Here is a 19,147-nt window from a genome sequence, read left to right on the forward strand (position 1 = left end):
TTAATTCTCTATTATAGTTTATAAGTTTTTTTAACGAGATTATAAGTAAGGTCTTTTGCAATTTTAAATGCGTCTTCGATTGAAAGAATATGACGGGCTACAAGTCCTGCCAGAAAATTGGAATCAATTCTACGCGCAACGTCATGCCTTGCAGGAATTGAGACAAAAGCGCGTGTATCGTCATTAAAACCAACAGTATTATAGAATCCGGCTGTTTCAGTTACCATCTGTCTGTATCGGGTTATTCCTTCGATGCTGTCATGGAACCACCATGCGGGTCCGAGCTTCATTGCCGGGTAATGACCGGCAAGAGGAGCAAGCTCGCGTGAATAAGTACTTTCATCGAGAGTAAAGACAATGACAGTAAAATCCGGATTGTTTCCGTATTTATTAAGAAGTTCTTTCAGATTAAATGTAAATTCTTCATGCATCGGAATATCCGCGCCTTTATCGGGACCATAGTTGCTGTAAATAACCGGATTATGGTTTCTGAAAGACCCGGGGTGAATCTGCATCACGAGCCCGTCATCAACACTCATGCGGGCCATTTCCATAAGCATATTTGCGGTAAAGAGGTTTTCGTCTTCGAGAGTTGATTTGCCTTTTAAAGCGCGCTGGAAAATTTTTTCTGACTCCGACGGAGACAACTCATGCGTAAAAGGTGAAAACACTCCGTGATCGGTGGAAGTACACCCCATTGCTTTAAAGAAAGCTCTCCTCTCCTCCAGTGCCTGAATAAATTTGGAAAATGAACCGATCTCATAACCGCAGATAGAGCTTAAGAGATCAACATTCGATTTCCACGCCGGATTCGAAATGTCTGTAACTCCATCCGGCCTGAAGCAGGGAATTACTTTTCCATTCCATCCCGATTCTTTTATTTTTTTATGATGACTGAGAATGTCGGTTGAAGCATCAGTCGTGGATAACACTTCTATATTGAATCTTTCGAATAATCTGCGGGGGCGAAATTCCGGCGAATTAATTTTTTCACTCAATTCATTATAAATTTTTTCAGCATTAGAGCCATTCAACTTTTCCTTAATACCAAACACTTCGTAAAATTCATGATCGAGCCAAACGCCGGATGGAGTGCCGAGAAAGAGGTAATAATTTTCAGCAAAAAGTTTCCAGATTTTCCTTGGATCAGATTCAACTTCAGTCCCGTTTATTGACGGAATTCCAAGGGCTTCCATTGGAATCCCCTGGGAATAGAGCATTCTGAAAAGATAATGGTCGGGTGTAATAAATAATTTTGTGGGATTTTCAAACGGTTTGTCTTCAACAAAGATTTGAGGATCAACGTGACCATGAGGGCTGATAATGGGCATCGATTTTATTGAGTCAAAAATAGTACGCGCGTAACTACGTATTACGGGATCCGGATCGAAAAATCTGTCGGGGTGCAACTCAAAATTTGGCATAGGTATTTCCTAATATTAAAATTCTATAGTAAGTGGATTGCTTAACATAAGGGCTGTATTGTTCAAGTAATTAACAAATTCTTTTTCATTTTTAATTCCCCCCGGTTCCTGAACCCATGCAGCACAAAAGTAATATGTGACCTTTGAACTTTTAGGAACGAGCTTAATAATATGACTGATATTATCTTCGGTTATTTCACTCAGGTTCTTTTTATTATAGAAGAGTGCAATACCCAGATCGTCATCGGCCAGAGTCTGTTTTCCATAAAGAGCTATATACTGCCAGTTTCCTTTAAGATCGCTCTTAATAAAATTTGTACCTTCGTATTTCGCGAGTCCGGTTACGATATTTTCAGCATCATCGATAGTAAGGTCGCATCGCGTCATTCTGCTTCTAGCAGAAATTGAAATACGCGAATTAAGATCATACTTTTTAGAGCCGACGAGCCAGCCATAATAAGATGTTGTAAATTCGGATTTAAGAGGACCATTCTTAATTAATTTCCAAATAACGCTGTCGGTTTTGGAGACCATATTTACTTTTCCGTCATTCCACATTCCGATTGAACCGATACCGAGAGTACTGCCAACTTTGAAAATATCCATACCCCAATCCTGCATTTTGTGGTAGGAATCGTCGTTTGCAACGGTATCATGAATACCGACTTCTTTAAGAACAAGCTTTTTCATTTTTTTACCGAAAATATCCGTCGCATTACGCCAGTCGAGATAGAACCGGTATCCAACAATTTCAGATTCCCAGCCGGGCCCTTCATACTTAAAAAGAGCGTCGTGGTCTTTGTGAATAGACGGTACTTTATAATTTTTAACAGGTTCAAACTGGGTTCCTCTGAACTTTCCATCCTGATAAATATTTCCCTTTTTGGGAGCGAGTTCGGCGTATGTTTCATTTTTGTATTCGGATTTTTTTACGCCTTTGCCGTACTTAATCTGAATAGTTTTCTTCTCATTGGATTTGAGAGTAACAAGAAAACTGATCTTTCCAGTTTCCTTTTTCCCTTCGACCTGATGCGGTATTTCAATCCCGTTATCGAGAATAATAAACGACCGTGCATCGAAACCGCCGAATTTCCTGATCAGATCCGGTATTTTGATACTTACCATTTCATCAACTCTATTAATTTCTGTAGGATTAGAAACGGTAATGTCAGCTGTTTTAATATTCTGAGAATAAACGACTGAAGAGAGAGCAATTAAAAGTACCGGAAAAATTTTTTTTAATGACATAATATCACTCATTTTATTTGATAAAAGTTCAGAAAGGCAGCTAAATTATTAATTAGGCCGCCTTCCTTAATTCATGGGAGGCACCATGAAATTTTCATTTAAGAACAAACATCTCCAGCATTTAATCAATAGCCGAAAAAGTCAGGAATTATCATGCTGAGTTCAGGTATATAAGTAACGAGAAGAAGAGTTATCATCATTGCAATAAACATCGGAATAAGTGGTTTAATAACTTTGGTTATTGGAAGCTCAGCAACGGAACATCCGACAAAGAGAACGCTTCCCACAGGAGGAGTACATAATCCGATACTTAAATTCATAACCATTATTATTCCGAAATGAATCGGATCAATTCCAAGATGCGTTACTACCGGAAGAAAAATCGGTGTAAAGATCAGAACCGCCGGAGTCATATCCATAAAAGTACCAACGATAAGCAGAATTACATTTATAATTACCAGAATAACAAATTTGTTGCTGGACAATGATATAAGGGCTTCGGCAACATTCTGAGGAATATTTTCATATGCCATTACCCATGACATAGCCATTGACGTACCTACCAGAAGCATAACCACAGCCGTTGTGGACGCACTATTCAGCAGTATCGCGGGGAGATCTTTAAATTTAATTTCGCGGTAGATGAAAACAGAAAGTATGAATGCATAAAGCACAGCGATGGCAGAAGCTTCGGTAGCAGTAAAGTATCCTGCAACAATACCACCTATTACTATAATTATGAGCAGAAGACTTGGAATAGCATCCAAGAATTTTTTAACAGCTTCACCGAATGTAAAAGTTATTGATACTTTGTATTTATTTTTTTTCGCAAAAATGTATGAAGGTACCATTAGTGAAATACCGAGGAGGATACCCGGTATATAACCCGCAAGAAAGAGAGCCGCAATAGAGACTCCTCCGCTTGCAAGGGAATAGACTATTAGGATATTGCTCGGCGGAATAATCATTCCGGTTGTGGCGGAAGTAATATTGACGGCGGCTGCGAAACCTCTGTCGTAGCCTTCCTTTTTCATAACGGGAGTCATAAAACCACCGATAGCAGAGGCGGCCGCCACAGCAGAACCGGAAATTGCGCCGAAGAGCATTGCAGCCATAATATTTACGAACGCTAATCCGCCGGGGAGTTTTCCGACCAGAATTTTAGCGAAATCTATTAACCGTCTTGCAATTCCCCCGCTGTTCATTAATTGTCCGGCAAGTATAAAAAACGGAATAGCAAGGAGTGCAAAGCTGTCGATACCGGTAGACATCCTTTGGGCAATTGTTGTTAATGAAGGCATGGTATGTATACTCATTAGCATAGTAAACAGACTTGAGATACCAATGCTGAACGAGATTGGAACACCTGCTGAAAGCAGAATTGCAAATGTAATTACCAGTACAAATATTTCTAAGGATTCCATAGTCAATCTTTTTTGTTATTGGAATTGAACCACGATTATTTTTCTTCTTTTATTTTTTTAACAGCATCTAATATGTAATAGAACGCATAAAAAACTATCAGTATTCCGCTTACAGGAACAACGAGATAGACATATCCGAGAGGTATCTGAAGAGCCGCAGAAATCTGATTTAGTCCAAGAGTAATATAAACCAGTCTTATACCGCCGATCACCATCACAAATAGAGCAAAGAAGAGAATGGATGACTGTATAAAAATCTCAAGGTACTGCTTCGGTTTTCCGGAAAGCTTTAATGACAGAAGATCAATTGCAAGGTGCATCTTCTGACCGGCAACATAACTGGCGCCGAGAATACCGAGCCAAACGAGAGTATAACGCGCAAGCTCTTCTGTAAATGAACTTGGATTATTGATAACAAAGCGGGAGAAGACCTGCCACAGTACATTAATTGTCATCAATGAAATGATAAAAACCAAGAACCATTTTAATACTACGTCGATAAGTTCTTTAATCCTGGTCATAATTATTTAACCAATTTTATTTTTTTAATAAGGTTGTAGACAGACGGTTCAGTTTGATACTCTTCGATTAACGGCCGCACTTTATCCTCAAACGGACGTTTGTCGGGGTAATAGATTGTCACTCCAGCTTTTTGAACTTCTCTAAGCGCTTCTTCTGTAGCTTCCTTCCATAATTTTTTCTGATACTGATACGATTCATCAGCCGCTTCCTGAATCCACTTCTGTTCCTCGGGCGAGAGATCGTTCCAGATAACAGTACTGATTAATAAAACATCCGGAACGGAAGTATGTTCGTTAAGAGAATAGTATTTGCAAACTTCATAATGTCTTGAGAGATAAAAGCTAGGAGGATTGTTTTCGGCTCCATCAACCACACCCTGTTGAAGTGCAGTATATAATTCACCCCACGCAATAGGAGTTGCAGATCCGCCCAGTGCTTTAACCATTTTAACTGAAGTAGGGCTCTCCTGTGTTCTTATTTTCAAACCTTTAAGGTCATCCGGAATAAGAACAGGTTTTGTTTTTGTATAAAAACTTCTGTTCCCGGCATCATAATAGCACAATCCCTTAAGCCAAAATTTTTGTGTGCTATTCAATAATTCCCTGCCGACATTACTTTCAAAGAAATGAAATTTCTGTTCTTCACTTGTAAATATGAAGGGTAAAGAAAAGACTTTGAAATCCGGGACGAATCCTTCAAGTACCGATGATGAAACTTTAGTCATCCCTAAACTTCCAATCTGCAGAAGTTCGAGGCATTCCCGTTCGGTCCCGAGCTGCTGACTCGGATAGACGGTAATCGAAATTTTCCCATACGATTTTTCAGCCGCTCTTTCAGCGAGGTATAGCATTGCCTGATGGACCGGATGAGTCTGATCCAATCCATGACCAATTTTTATTCGTGTGACTTTAGAGTCTTTACTGCACCCGGAAATAAAAATTAAAGTTATTAGAAGAAGGGCTCGAAGCAATTTTACTATTTTCATAATTATCACTTTTGTTGAAGAATCTAATTGTAATAAATTCTGGGAAAAAGTTAAAAAACGAAAATCATATCGTTTACTTAATCGTTTAACTAAAAATCTTAAAAAAATTAGATTATGTCAATTTTTTTATAATTTTTTTCAGAAGTCGTAAAAAAACAGACATTTTCCAAACAATTTTTTGTTAAATCTATTTCAAGATGACTAATCGTTTAGTTATTGAGTAATTCTCTGAACTCAATCGATAGAAATAAACACCTGAAGAAAGTCCGGCTCCATTAAACATTACCGAATAGGATCCTTTTCTTTGAAAATCATTTACGAGAAGTGCCGCGGACTTACCGAGCAAATCAAAAATCTCGAGACGGATTTTCATGTCTGCCGGTATCGAATAAGAAATATTTGTAACCGGATTGAAAGGATTAGGATAATTCTGATGCATTATAAAATCGGTTTCGATGGATGAGAGCTGCCGGACAGAGGTTGTGCCATCGTATTCAAAAGCTCCGAGATCCGGTGCGTTCCCTTTGAAAGGCAAGCCGACATCAACTCCTGCATCAATCAGATCACTCCCGGAAGCGAGGTGCATAAAGGCAATATCCGGAAGGCTGCCATCCGATTTTCTTGGTGATGACGCAGCCGAAGGATCAAGACTTACAAAGTCAGTTTCATTTACAACAAAAGGAGTTTTCCAGCTGTTTTTTTCTTCTAAAACAAAATTTCCAAGTTCCACATATCCAAGATATGCAACAGAGTTTTTTATAGTAACTGTCTGTCCTGCATTTACCGCTCTTGTTATTCTATAATCAGCCGTTTTATTATTGAAAGCAGTTGAGTTTAGAATTGTCATTGAACCGTCATTGTTATTCTGATCAAATCCTTTTGACTTGTTATTAAAAGCAAAACAATTTTTTAAAATCATATGGTGCATAAGGCGGGCGCTGTTTGAATTATCTCCGCCACCCATTTTAAATCCATTTCCATTTGCTTTTTCTCCAGGATCAGTTCCGTCTTTTAAAAAACCATTATTAAACGTCCAGCAATTCTCCAGAATAGTCGTAACATTATTAGAAGTAGTTAAATATCCGTCCCACCCGTCATCGCAATTATTCCAAGCCCTGCAACCATAAAAGTAATTATTTGAACCAACAGTCAATTTAGGTGCAAATCCATCTGCATCACCATAGTCATCGGGATCCGCATTATAAAACGAGTCGCAATTAATTATCCGGTTGTTTGCAGCACCGTTACTCAATTGAAGACCGGTATCCCTGTTTTCATAAAAGCTGCAGAATTCAATCAGGTTGTTAGAGCCGCCGCTGATCTCCATTCCGTTGTCTCCGGCGCCCTTTATATCTAAACCCTTGATATGCCAGTAGCTTCCGGTCAGCCGTATTCCACGATTACTTGAACCAAAGCCCTGAGATGAAAAATCAAGCACCGGCCTCTCGTTAACGTACGCAAAAACGCAGAATCGGACATCTGCCGTTCCGCTTTTTGAGATTGAAATAGTTGAATTATAAGCGAATGTACCGCCCCGTACAAATATTGTATCCCCCGCCCTCGCTTTTGTGATTGCAGAAGCAAGATTAAAGAGGGGCTGAGCTATTGTACCCGGATTTATATCGTTGCCATCGGGCGCCACATAAACATTTTGCGCCATGGAAACAACGCCGCTCATAGTATTGAATAGAATTACTAAAGAAACCAATATTACATTTTTACTCATATCAAACCTGCTTTTACTTTTATTATTACTTTAAAAAAACGGGATGAAGAATTTAAAAGACTCACATTGTTTAATAGAACAGCTGGATTTTGTAATAAAAGTAATTATTGTGCTTTTTTCAATTCAATCTTATTGTACCGGTAACCAGCCTTATCAAGTTCGAGAGCAGCAAGAATAAACGGTCCGTATCCTTTAATATCGTTCATGCGTTTCGGTTCACTTATATAATATTCAAAACTTCCGTCGCGATAAGGATTACCGCCTAAGCCGGCGCTTCTGCAGATGTTATAAAGATTAATAAAACCGGTATCTTCAATCTTAGTGAGATGATTAAGCAAACCCTCAAAGACATCGTTTGCAATTTTAAGGTAATCTTTTTTCAGATGTCCATCGTTAGCGCCTTTTGCAAGAGCATATGCAAACATACTGGTGGCAGAAGCTTCGAGATAGTTACCTTCTCTAGTTCCCTGGTCAACAATCTGATACCAGATATTAAATTCAGAGACTTTGAATTTTACTATTGCTTCGGCCAGCCGGTTAAGAATATTTACAAGTTCAATTCTTCTAGGATATGATTCCGGAAGAATTTCGAGAACATCAACCAGAGCCATTGAGTACCAGCCCATTGCTCTGCCCCAGAAATGGGGTGAACGACCGGTAAGCGGATCGGCCCATTTCATTTTTCTGCTTTCATCCCATGCATGGTAAAGGAGTCCTGTTTTCTCATCCCGGGTTTTTTGTTCGATCAGGACAAATTGATTTACGATATCATCAAAGCGCTCAGTTTGATTATACAATTTGGAATAGAAAGCATAGAAAGGCTGCCCCATATAGAGGCCATCGAGCCAGATCTGATTAGGGTAGATAAGTTTATGCCAGAAACCGCCGCTCGGAGTTCGGGGCTGAAACTCGAGCTGCTTTCTAAGAGTGTCCGCCGCAATCTTAAATTTTTCATCTCCGGTTTCAGAGTATGCGTAAAGGAGAGCCCTGCCGGGATTGACAAGATCAATATTGAAATTACCGAACTTATAAGTTTTTATATTACCGTTTTTATCTATGTATTGATTAAGATTTTCGAGAATAAAATCGAGGTACTTTCTTTCACCGGTATATTTATTAATCCGGTACAATGCTTCAAGAATGAGGCCCTGCTCGTAATTCCATTTTGTTTCGGTAAATATTGAATCGTATGTAACACCGCCGGGATGACGGAGAAGGAATGAATCAGCCAGCCTTTTATACATCGGAAGTTCTTTATCAACAAGTAGATCCGGTTGTTTCTGGCAGCTGATTATTGAAGTAATTGATAGAATTATTATCAATGCACGAAAAGCAATATTCTTTTTCATTTTCATTTCCGTTTTGTTCTTCACTTAACTTCTTCGAGCAGCTGGTTGTTCAAATAAACATTGTGAAGAGAAATATTTTTAACATTCTGAAAATAATTTCCTTTCCGGACATTGTTGAATCTGCAATCCTTTATCGTAATTCCTTCAATAGGCAGATCATCGAGACCAATTAATTGAAGCGCATATTCACTATTCCTGCTTTCAACGTTTTCAACTTGTATATTTCTAACGGTCGGTGGAAAATTTCCCTTCTCCCCTTCCTTCATTTCATAAAGCAATTCGATAAGAAATACTGCATTGCTGACCGTACCGACTTCAATATTTCTTACAAAAATATTTTCGACGACGCCGCCTCTCAGCGAATTTGATTTAATACGGAGCATCCGGTCAAGATGAGGGCTGTCCATCACACAATTTTCCGCAAACACATTACGGCATCCGCCAGAAACTTCGCTGCCGATAACCACACCCCCATGGCCGTCTTTCATAGTTGAATTACGGATAACAATATTTTCGCTCGGGACATTAATTCTTCTTCCGTCAAAATTCCGGCCCGATTTAATAGCAATGCAATCATCGCCGTTATCAAAATAACAGTCCTCGATCAATACATACCTTGACGATTCGGGATTGCAACCGTCCGAATTAGGACCGTGACTGATAGATTTAACATTTTTAACAATAACATTTTCGCAAAGGACGGGATGAATAACCCACATAGGAGAATTGATCACCTTTACGTCTTGCAGCATAATGTTGCTGCATTTATAAAACTGGATAAAATTAGGCCTTAGATAAAAATCCTTTCCGAAGATTCTCTCAGAAACCGGGATTTGATCCTCGTCTAGTTTCAATAATCGGGGACGCGCATTCTGATCCAATTGACTCGGCATACCTTTCGTAAATCCGTATTCGGTTTTACCTTTCCAGGGCCACCAGTTGGTATTATCTGCCTGGCCGTCCAATGTGCCATTTCCCGTTATCGCAATATTTGTCTCATCATACGCATAAATCAAAGGAGAATAATTGTAGCATTCTACACCTTCCCATCTTGTAAAAACGACCGGAAGATAATCATCGGGATCAGTACTGAATTTAATTAGAGCCCCGTCTTCAAGATGCAGATTAATATTACTTTTCAAATGAATAGGTCCTTTCGAAAAATACTCTCCTTCCGGGATAATAATTTTTCCTCCCCCCATGGAATTGCATTCCGATATTGCTTTATCGAGAAAGGGTTTTATATTTTTCTTAACCTCTTCAGCATTTCCAAAATCTGTTATCCTGTAGGTAAGGTCATTGAATTGAGGCGGATTAATTTTGGTTAAAATACTATCAATACTATGCCAGCCGACAGTTTGAATTTCATTATGGTCAATACAGCTAATTAGAAAAAGAGCTGTAATTATTGAAACGGATATTCTGATTTTTCTCATTCGATTCCGGATGGTTGTTTTAGAACACTCTTAGATAAAAAATGCGATAGCCGTGTTTCAGGCTACCGCATTCAAAAACGTAAAAATGATTAAGCTGACATTACTTTAAGAGCATCATTTTCTTTGTTACTGAGAAATCGCTTGTCTTCAGCTGATAGAAATAGATACCGGACGACAGATTATTTCCGCTCATATCCTTTCCGTTCCATGTAAAGTTGTAATTGCCGGCTGACTGATCCTGGCCGTCAATTAAAATAGCAACTTTCTGCCCGAGGGTGTTATAAATTATTAAAGTAACTGAAGCTGCTTTCGGGAGACTGTAACGGATATTTGTAGTCGGGTTAAACGGATTCGGGTAGTTCTGTTCAAGAGTGAATTCAGTCGGCATTCCTTCCAGCTGTTTAACACTTGTTCCTCCTGCGTTTTCCCAATCGGCTTTCTGTGTCGGGAACCAGTTCAGGTCGCCAACCGGGAAACCATTCTGACCACCCGTGAAAGCAGGGGACTGTATTGCATAAGTACAGTTGAGTGTATCCGTATAATACTTATATGTTTTTCTATCCATATCATGAATCAGATAGTTGTAACCCGGTTTATCCTTTGTGTAATTTCCGCCGGTTGGACTGATATAATAGTTCATCAGGTTAATCATAAGTCTTGGAGTTTTTACTAAATTAAAATTATTCAATTTAGTAAAAGCAGTTGCAGCTCCGGTACCCAGCCTGGTCATGATATGGTCTGATAATGGCGAACCAATGAAATGGCGGGGATTGGCAATAAACCAGTTTTGTCCGTCGTTGGAGACCGCATAGAAATTATTGCTTACTCTCCAGATTGTTGTATCATTCGGTGCTGTAAAAATCCAGGGCATTGAGTTGTTACCATTTGGAAATTTCTCGCCGGTATTGTTAAATTCAACAGAACGTGTTACGTCGAGAGAATCTGCTCCAAGAGCATAAGCATCAACAAATAGATTATTTGTAATCTGAACTCTCTCACCTACGTTACCCAGGGAAAGGACTCCATGGAATCCCATTCCATTAACAAAAGTATTATGATCGATTATGCAGTAGTTCAGTATACCTGTAACCGTATTACCGGCAGCAAGATTTAAATGTCTTACAGGCCGATCCTGATAATTGGCGAATGTATTGTTAACAAGTATTAATGAGTCGCATGAAACTTCACGCAGGTCAAGTCCTTTGCCTGCACCAAAGTTTGAAGTTGTAAGGGAACCCATATTTGCAAAGATAGTGTTGGTAACCCTGATAAGGTTAGTACCGCTGCCTGTACGGATATGCTGACCGTTGATGTTTGTTAAAAGACAGTCATCGATTTTAATTCTCGAGCCAACACCGGTAGTATTTATCAATCCGCCTTGAACATCGTTAAGAGTAGTTGGAGTTGGTTCAAAGATACCTGCAATTGCAATATTTGTAAACTCAATATGTCCTCCATTAAGGACAACAAAGTTTCCGGGAGGACGGGTTGGATTAGAACCGGTACCTGTTGGATACAAATAAATAATCGGTTTTTCACCCTGCGGTGCACGGATCCTAAGGGTTTTGTTTTTTACAAGAGTTAAAATTTCAGTACTAAGATAAATTCCACCGTTAACCAATTCGTAAACACGAGTTGCGAGGATACCGGGATTAGCCGTAGTATCGGCTCTTATTATTGCTATTATCGACCTGGGATCCTGATCATAAGGCAATATTCTCAGAACCTGGCCGAATGACAAAGAGGAGACCAAAAACATGAGGACAACTACTAAAATAAGTTTCTTTTTGTTCATATTACTTCCTCCTGATTATTGATTGTTAGTTCTCTACTAACTAAAGAAATTAATTATAATTCTACTTTTTTTATTATTTTATAAATGAAATTCATATACATCATAAAAATTACAAAGTTAATCTGACTCCAAAATCAGCTGTTATACCATACAATTCAGAAGTATTCAAAATCTTATAACCATTAACTCGATTATTAATCATGCGATCCTCTTTAATATTGGACAGATTACTAACATTCAGCATTAAAGAGAGGTAACTGAATAAATCCTGTTTAAGTGCGAGGTCCAGGCGAGTATATCCGCTGACCATTCCATCGCTCCGGCCGCTGGGGCTGAATGTTCTATTGTATTCCGACTGATGGTACAAAGAGATCCTAGCCGAAAATCCGCCGATATCATAACCGAGCGCGATATTACCGTAGAACCGCGGTTGATTTTCCATCTGTTGTTTTCTTGTTATCGGTACCTCAACATATTTGGGTAACGGGAACGGGAACGGAGGCTGTATTACCATAACAGTATCTATACGTGTCCCTATTAAAACCGTTTCGGATTTTACGAACGAAGCATTATAACTAAGAACAATATTCTTAAGTAACCCTGGCAAGAAAGTAAAATTGATTTGATGTTCGAACTCGAATCCCCAGACTTTCGTAGGTTCCGGTGAATTATATGGAACCGTAAGCTGATAAGTACCGGAATGGAGCGATTTCCAGTTAAGCCCTAAAGTCTCAATCATTGTATTACCTGAAGTATTAAACTGACTCAGCATATGGTACATATCTTTAATTTCTTTGTAGAAGGCCGAAACTGAAATCAGACCAATTTCATTGCCGTAGAACGAAGTATTGATTTCAAAATTCCAAGCTTTGGCAGTTTTGAGAATAGGGTTGCCAAGGATAAGCTGCTTATCGGATCCGACCAGAGAAGGCCTCCATGCAAAATAAGAATTGAGTCTCATGTTAAAATCGGGTCTTGCAAGCGATTTATAGGCAGCTAAGCGGATGTTAAGAAAATCTGTAGCCTTAATATTAATGTGGAAGTTAGGAAGCACAACAGTTTCGGTATATGTAGAACTTGTATCCCTTGTATCATCTCGCGGTACCGGGAATCCTGTAAAATCAACTTTTGAGTATTTATTCTTGTAATCATTGTTTTCCGATTCAACTCTGACGCCGGCAATAAACGTAATTGCCTGACCAAGTTTCAACGTATTCATGGCATAAAAAGAAGTTACCGATTCGTGAATGTCATAAGAGTATGCATTAACTGAAGGGTCGTTAAAATATTCTTTTCCAACACCGTTTTGATCAATACCGTTTTTATTAAGGTCGTACCATTGTCTAAGTTTGTCTCTGTTAATAAGTGGATATAGTTCATATAAATCATACATATCCCGGGAATCGGGAGTGCCATCAAGAAACTCACTAAGAGAGAGTGTATTGATTAAAGGATTCGCAAGATATCTTTTATAAAACGCGTCGAAATAGGAACCCGAAAGACTTTTCGGTTTTATTGTACCGTCGGCAGCTCTTTCATAGGGACGCCAGTAACCAAGGTAATACGGGGAATAGAGTTCGGAATTAGCGTTAGTTCTGGTTTTAGCTTTATATGCCGCACCGGCTTTTACTTCACCGGCCAGATCTTTCCCAATAGTGTAATTGTACATTGCATTTAAGAATGCGGCTTTATCTTTATCAAGATTATTCTGACCTCTATAGTACGCATTATACAAAGTTGAGCTCGGGAAATTATTCCTAGCGAATGGTATAATTTGTTCGGGATTAGTTTTTACGCGCGGCGGGTTGTTCATACCTGAAGTGTTGGTCGAAGCTTCGAGGAAATCGAGCTGATAATCGTAAGGGAAATCAGAGACTGATTGAGCGAATGATAGACCCCAGTTGATTCTTAGATCTAACAGATTATTATCGCCGGTTAAAGCACTCGTAAATGTCTGAATCTCCTGTTCCCTGTCTCTGAAAGTATAAGTAACCGAACCGCCCGTACCGCCTCCGGCCGGATAATCTCTTGAATGAATTAAATAATCTCTGTGAGTGCTGTTAAAAACCGTATTCAGTTTAATAGAACCTTTATCCGGGGTATTATAATCCAGCAGAATACTGAAACCATTTCTGGTTCTAATTTCATCTGTAAATTCCAGCGTAAAATTATTGATCACATAATCGGTTTGATTGTTAAGAGTCTGATCGTAGTCGAGGTCAATTCTCTCGTTGCTTCGAATCTTCTGTTCAAGATTTCCGGTTAGTTGTACCCCGATCAACTCATCAAAGAATCGTTCCCCATATTTGAATGAGAAATCGTACTGTCCGAATGATTGCATTAGATCGTTATAATTTCCTTTTGCTAAAACTGTTATTTCTCTCAAGCTTGGAGCTTTCTTTGTAACAAGATTTACGCTGCCGGCAATTGCATCGGCATCTTTATCGGATGTTAATGCTTTAAATAACTCAATACCGGCTAATGAACTTTGAGAAATAGTTGAGAGATCGAGTCCACGGCTAGTAGCGTCGGTGGAGGCTATTTTAACTCCATCAATTGTAAAATTGGTATACTTATCTTCCAATCCTCTTAATATTATTTTATTTGCCTCTCCTCCGGATCTGATGATGGAAACTCCGGGAAGTCTTCCGATTGCTTCGGCGGCATTGACGTCGGGCAATTCTTTAATCTTCTCTTCCGAGACAACGTTTACAATTGTGTTGGAAGTTAACTGCTGGTTTATTGCCGCAGCCTGACCCAACGCCTGCGCAGTTACAACGATAGTTTCTCCCTCGAGTACATCGGGAACCAGAAAAACATCCAGTTCAATAGTTCGGTTGTTCTGGATATTAATTGGAATTTCTTTTGAAAGGTATCCTATATAGGAGACTCTCAAAGTATAATTCCCCTCAGGTACTTTCGAAATTCTATAAGCCCCTTCAATATCTGTGGCGCTACCCAGCGAGGTACCGAGTATAAAAACATTCGCACCAATCAAACCTTTAGATGTTGTTGAGTCAATAATAGAACCTCGAATAGAACCCTGAGCAAGAATGGAAGAACTGATAAGAAGAAATGAAAAGATGAAAAATGAAGTATACTTCTTCATAGATAACTCCCTAGTACGATTGTCGTTTACGGATATAAATAATCAATGAAAATTCTTTTTAATAAAAACAGTTATTTAATGAATAGATCTATATTGAATTATTGGTCACTTAAGAGTCGGGATAGAAATAGTTTACTTTATTGTTTACTTTATTGCTAACTAAATCTGCCTAATAAATTTCAAATTGTCAAGCGAAAAAAATCAAGTGAAGGATTTTTAGCAGAAAAAATTTTTATAAAAAAAATAATAGCCCTAATATCCACTTAAGAGCTTGTACCCCGGAGGAACAACTATATTAAAGATAGAATTAGTGCATACCTACCCCCATCTCAAATACAGAGAGTATTGATACTTATAAAAGAGTCGTTTTAACAACAGAATAGAAAATCAGGAATCGGAATTAATTATTTTTATTATAAGAGATACAGGTTCCTCTCAGAACTAATTCGGTGTCTATTATTATGTTCTTCGTTTCCGTTTCGGGATCTTTTATGCTTTTCATAATAATATCCATCGCACTCTCACTCAACTGTTTTGTGGATTGATCAATACAACTTAACGGCGGGGAGAGAAAATTCTGGACTTCCGCATTTCCAAAACAGAGCACATCAATATCATCAGGAATTTTCAATCCGACTTCTGCAGCCGCGATATAGACTCCAAGGGCAACGGGATATGTAACAGTGAAGAAAAGATCGGGTAGATTGTTCTCTTTAAATAATTTCATAAAAGCATCATAACCGTATTTCTCGCCAAATCCTCCTTCAATTATCCATTCAGGATTAATTTCCAGATTATATTTATTCATCGCATCGTAGAAACCCTGCATTCTGTTTTTACCGATGTTGATATTAGTATATCCGGCGAGATGGCCAATTTTCCTGTATCCGAGTTTAATAGCATGTTCAATTGCTTTATAAGCACCCTGCCAGTCGTTTACAGCAACCGAATTAATATTTTCTATATTCGGAATTCTGTCCATGAAGACAATCGGTATTCCCCTTCGCCTTACAAGTTCAAAAATTTCATAATCACGTGTTTCCTGAGTGATCGAAATAATAATTCCATCGACCTTCATTGCCATTAAAGTATGAATATGTTTTTTTTCCCGTTCCGGATTTTCCTGTGATACAGTAAGAATGATTTCATAGTTATGTTCAAAAGCAATATCATAGATATGTTCAATTATTGAACCGAAGAAGAAGTGTGCTATTTTAGGAATAACTACACCAATAGTATTTGATTTTCTTGCCGATAAATTCCTCGCCATGATATTCGGAGTATATCCTAATTCTTCTGCTACTTTTTTAATCAGTTTTGTTGTAGCGGGGGATATATCGGGATGATTTCTGAGGGCTTTTGAGACAGTAACAGTAGAAACATTCAATCGCGCAGCAATATCATTCAGTGTAATAGCTTTATCTTTCATGATCGACTCAACATTGAGATTTTAGCATTTTTTCGGTGTTTATTAATTTACTTTATGGTTTACTTTATTGATAACGCAACTTCATTAATATTCGCCTTATTGTCAAGATTTTTTTTATAAGGATTTATACCAGGATCCGTGTTGTATTAAGGAAATCATTAATGAATATTCAGGTCGAACTTTATTCCATTACCAAATTATAACTTTTTATTAATTCAATTTGCTTTTTATCATCTCCTTTTCATTTACCACTAATCCCAATCCAGGCAAAGCCGGAATCGAAATGTATCCATCCCTGAATTCAAAATAATTCTCAAATAATTTGTCAAGCCCCATCTCCGGACGGGTACCGGCGTACTCCTGCACTCTTGCCGCATTTGGAATTGATGCAACCAACTGAAGACTTGCCGCCGTTGCAAGTGTGGGACGGGTATTATGAGTCATTATATACTTATCAAATGCATGTGCCATAAATGAGACTTTTCTGCATTCTGAAAATCCTCCGCACTTTATCAAGTCGGCATTTATGAAATCTGCTTTTCCAACGGTTATAAGATCGCGCATCTGCCATCTGTTGAATTCATGTTCACCGGCCATAACCGGAATATCTACCGATTCGACTACCTGCCGGAGTCCCTCGTAGTTATGATAGGATACAGGTTCTTCTACCGCCGCAATATTAAAATTCTCAAACAGTTTTTTTGTAAGCGTTATTGCTTTAGCCGGTGTATAACCGTTGTTATAATCAACAAAGATTTCAATCTGTTCACCTACAGCATTACGTATAGCTTTAACAACTTCAAAAGTATCATCCGGGTCAGGATCGACATTCAATTGTCTTATCTGCATTCTTGCTTTAATGGTTTTGTATCCTTGCGAAACAAAATCGAGAGCGGTTTTGGCCATTGCGTCCGGACCTTTTCTAGTTTTGGGATTATCACCCCGAGCAAAGCTTCCGTAAACCCGGACCTTTTTAATATTAAATCCTCCGGAAATTTTATGTACCGGCAAATTCAATAATTTCCCTTTCAAGTCCCAGAGGGCATTGTCAATACCTGCAATTGCACCGGGTAATAACCCGGTAGTACCCGCATCTTCTCCTTTAAATATCATTTGATGCCATAAAAACTCAGTATCAAATGGATCCTTACCAAGGATTATAGGTTTGCAGATTTCTTCAATTAAACTGGCTGTCAATTTCGGATAATCATGGTCGGCTTCTCCCCATCCCGCAACACCTTCGCTGCATTCAATTCTTACAAAAGTTGCATTCCGGAAAACGAATGTATCGAGCTTTGTAATTTCGACACCGGATTTATCATTATTAGATTTCGTATCAATTAATTCTTTTGCCAAAGAATTTGTAACAGGAAAGACAGAAGCTGCCGCCCCAAGTGAAAGAGTTTTTAAGAAATCAGTTCGTTTCATAATCAGACTCTTGTTTATTTATTGATTTTTACTTCAGTAGATGATTTAATAAAATCGGGATCGATTTCAATACCGAGTCCTGGTCCGGTTGGAACGGACATTTTCCCTTTGACAGCTTTAAGTGATGAGGTGCTGCATATAAAAGGAACTTTATCATCATCACCTTTAAATTCCTGAAACCGGCCAGAATTGGGGACAAAAGAAGCAAAGTGAAGTACGTACAAATATCCAAGACCATTACCGGACATATGCGGGGTGCAGTTTATACCTGCAGCCTGCGCCATACGTGCAACTTTAACCGACCTTATCAATCCGCCAAAATAAAGCAAATCAGGCTGGACAATTTGAACAACGTCATTTTCAATCATCCACTTAAACATTCTTAAACTGCTTTCCTCTTCGCCTCCGGCAATATTAATTTCCAGGTTATCAGCAATTTCCTTTGTCTCTTCATAATAATCGAATGGAGCTGGTTCTTCGAAAAAGCCATAACGCTGTTCTCCCATAATTCGTCCAATCTTCAGTGCCATAGAAACATCGTAAGATCCGTTTGCATCCGCATAGATCGTGAAATCATCTCCGAAAGTTTTTCTGACAAGGGGAATTAATTGCAGATCTCTTTTTGTTGAAGAATCGTCATATCTCATCCGTGCGCCAAGCCGGAATTTTAATGCGCGGGCTCCGATCGGTTCTACAATCCTTTTTAAATATGCAATTTCTTCTTCAGGTTTATTTCCGCGTTTCTCACTGGCTCTGTAGACCTCAATTTCGGTTCTGGTTATCCCTCCGAAAAATGATGCGATTGAAGTGCCAGCAATCTTTCCAAGCAGATCGAGAATTGCAAATTCAAGGGAGGCCACAGGAACCCAGAAGAGCAAACCCTGTTTTTTATAATTACTGTCAAAAAGGTAAACGTCATTCAAAAGTTTTTCTATTTCCCTTGCATCTTTTCCGATGAAAGGGGGAACAACGTAATTAAGAAATACGGGCCATAGAGCCTCCATGAACTTAGGATGGGACACAGCGTATCCTTCCGCACCGTCTTTCGACCTTACAATTACAATATAAACTTTGCCATTCTTAACAAGCCGGATTGACTCAATTATTACAGGATCTTTTATTAACGACGCATCAAATACTTTCCTGTATATATTATCATCAATAGTAACTTTTTTTGCCTGATTACTTTCAACCTTACCTGAAACTATCCCGGGTAGAGCAGAAGCTGAAAGAATAAGTGCAGAATTATTTAAAAATTTTCTCCGATCCATG

Annotated in this window: 13 protein-coding genes; all 13 read right to left on the minus strand. The window is 38.7% G+C overall.

Annotated elements, in window-relative coordinates; genetic code table 11:
* Positions 1-11: 11 nt before the first annotated feature.
* Entirely contained in the window at positions 12-1,424 is a 1,413-nt protein-coding gene (uxaC, locus tag PLZ15_01105; protein HOI28326.1) for a glucuronate isomerase, read from the minus strand.
* A gap of 15 nt (positions 1,425-1,439) precedes the next feature.
* Complete coding sequence (locus tag PLZ15_01110; protein HOI28327.1) at positions 1,440-2,672, minus strand: DUF4861 domain-containing protein; 1,233 nt, start codon at positions 2,670-2,672, stop codon at positions 1,440-1,442.
* A gap of 125 nt (positions 2,673-2,797) precedes the next feature.
* The gene (locus tag PLZ15_01115) at positions 2,798-4,096 is read right to left on the minus strand and encodes a TRAP transporter large permease (protein HOI28328.1); all 1,299 of its coding nucleotides are present in this window, start codon (positions 4,094-4,096) and stop codon (positions 2,798-2,800) included.
* A gap of 35 nt (positions 4,097-4,131) precedes the next feature.
* Complete coding sequence (locus PLZ15_01120; protein HOI28329.1) at positions 4,132-4,617, minus strand: TRAP transporter small permease; 486 nt, start codon at positions 4,615-4,617, stop codon at positions 4,132-4,134.
* 2 nt (positions 4,618-4,619) lie between these two features.
* On the minus strand, positions 4,620-5,603 hold the full coding sequence (locus PLZ15_01125; GenBank protein ID HOI28330.1) for a TRAP transporter substrate-binding protein: 984 nt from the start codon (positions 5,601-5,603) through the stop codon (positions 4,620-4,622).
* A 187-nt stretch (positions 5,604-5,790) separates the two neighbouring features.
* Positions 5,791-7,329 carry a right-handed parallel beta-helix repeat-containing protein gene (locus PLZ15_01130; GenBank protein ID HOI28331.1) on the minus strand — a complete coding sequence of 513 codons (1,539 nt, stop codon included), beginning with the start codon at positions 7,327-7,329 and terminating at the stop codon, positions 5,791-5,793.
* Between the two features lie 104 nt (positions 7,330-7,433).
* On the minus strand, positions 7,434-8,678 hold the full coding sequence (locus PLZ15_01135) for a glycoside hydrolase family 88 protein (GenBank protein HOI28332.1): 1,245 nt from the start codon (positions 8,676-8,678) through the stop codon (positions 7,434-7,436).
* Between the two features lie 20 nt (positions 8,679-8,698).
* The gene (locus PLZ15_01140) at positions 8,699-10,114 is read right to left on the minus strand and encodes a glycoside hydrolase family 28 protein (protein HOI28333.1); all 1,416 of its coding nucleotides are present in this window, start codon (positions 10,112-10,114) and stop codon (positions 8,699-8,701) included.
* 100 nt (positions 10,115-10,214) lie between these two features.
* The gene (locus tag PLZ15_01145) at positions 10,215-11,909 is read right to left on the minus strand and encodes a FlgD immunoglobulin-like domain containing protein (GenBank protein HOI28334.1); all 1,695 of its coding nucleotides are present in this window, start codon (positions 11,907-11,909) and stop codon (positions 10,215-10,217) included.
* Positions 11,910-12,018: 109 nt separating this feature from the next.
* The gene (locus PLZ15_01150) at positions 12,019-15,018 is read right to left on the minus strand and encodes a TonB-dependent receptor (protein HOI28335.1); all 3,000 of its coding nucleotides are present in this window, start codon (positions 15,016-15,018) and stop codon (positions 12,019-12,021) included.
* Between the two features lie 400 nt (positions 15,019-15,418).
* The gene (locus PLZ15_01155) at positions 15,419-16,447 is read right to left on the minus strand and encodes a LacI family DNA-binding transcriptional regulator (protein HOI28336.1); all 1,029 of its coding nucleotides are present in this window, start codon (positions 16,445-16,447) and stop codon (positions 15,419-15,421) included.
* A 210-nt stretch (positions 16,448-16,657) separates the two neighbouring features.
* Positions 16,658-17,875, minus strand: coding sequence for a mandelate racemase/muconate lactonizing enzyme family protein (locus PLZ15_01160; GenBank protein HOI28337.1), 1,218 nt, complete (start codon positions 17,873-17,875; stop codon positions 16,658-16,660).
* Between the two features lie 14 nt (positions 17,876-17,889).
* Positions 17,890-19,146 (minus strand): mandelate racemase/muconate lactonizing enzyme family protein, encoded by a 1,257-nt coding sequence (locus tag PLZ15_01165; protein HOI28338.1) that lies wholly within the window; start codon positions 19,144-19,146, stop codon positions 17,890-17,892.
* Between the last annotated feature and the right edge of the window lies 1 nt (position 19,147).

The sequence above is a fragment of the Melioribacteraceae bacterium genome, from assembly GCA_035362835.1.
Taxonomy (GTDB): domain Bacteria; phylum Bacteroidota; class Ignavibacteria; order Ignavibacteriales; family Melioribacteraceae; genus DSXH01.

What these genes read in the sequence shown, in the direction of transcription:
- uxaC (HOI28326.1), bottom strand. Translation starts at nt 1,424, where the DNA reads ATGCCAAATTTTGAGTTGCACCCCGACAGATTTTTCGATCCGGATCCC.
- PLZ15_01110 (HOI28327.1), bottom strand. Translation starts at nt 2,672, where the DNA reads ATGTCATTAAAAAAAATTTTTCCGGTACTTTTAATTGCTCTCTCTTCA.
- PLZ15_01115 (HOI28328.1), bottom strand. Translation starts at nt 4,096, where the DNA reads ATGGAATCCTTAGAAATATTTGTACTGGTAATTACATTTGCAATTCTG.
- PLZ15_01120 (HOI28329.1), bottom strand. Translation starts at nt 4,617, where the DNA reads ATGACCAGGATTAAAGAACTTATCGACGTAGTATTAAAATGGTTCTTG.
- PLZ15_01125 (HOI28330.1), bottom strand. Translation starts at nt 5,603, where the DNA reads ATGAAAATAGTAAAATTGCTTCGAGCCCTTCTTCTAATAACTTTAATT.
- PLZ15_01130 (HOI28331.1), bottom strand. Translation starts at nt 7,329, where the DNA reads ATGAGTAAAAATGTAATATTGGTTTCTTTAGTAATTCTATTCAATACT.
- PLZ15_01135 (HOI28332.1), bottom strand. Translation starts at nt 8,678, where the DNA reads ATGAAAAAGAATATTGCTTTTCGTGCATTGATAATAATTCTATCAATT.
- PLZ15_01140 (HOI28333.1), bottom strand. Translation starts at nt 10,114, where the DNA reads ATGAGAAAAATCAGAATATCCGTTTCAATAATTACAGCTCTTTTTCTA.
- PLZ15_01145 (HOI28334.1), bottom strand. Translation starts at nt 11,909, where the DNA reads ATGAACAAAAAGAAACTTATTTTAGTAGTTGTCCTCATGTTTTTGGTC.
- PLZ15_01150 (HOI28335.1), bottom strand. Translation starts at nt 15,018, where the DNA reads ATGAAGAAGTATACTTCATTTTTCATCTTTTCATTTCTTCTTATCAGT.
- PLZ15_01155 (HOI28336.1), bottom strand. Translation starts at nt 16,447, where the DNA reads ATGAAAGATAAAGCTATTACACTGAATGATATTGCTGCGCGATTGAAT.
- PLZ15_01160 (HOI28337.1), bottom strand. Translation starts at nt 17,875, where the DNA reads ATGAAACGAACTGATTTCTTAAAAACTCTTTCACTTGGGGCGGCAGCT.
- PLZ15_01165 (HOI28338.1), bottom strand. Translation starts at nt 19,146, where the DNA reads ATGGATCGGAGAAAATTTTTAAATAATTCTGCACTTATTCTTTCAGCT.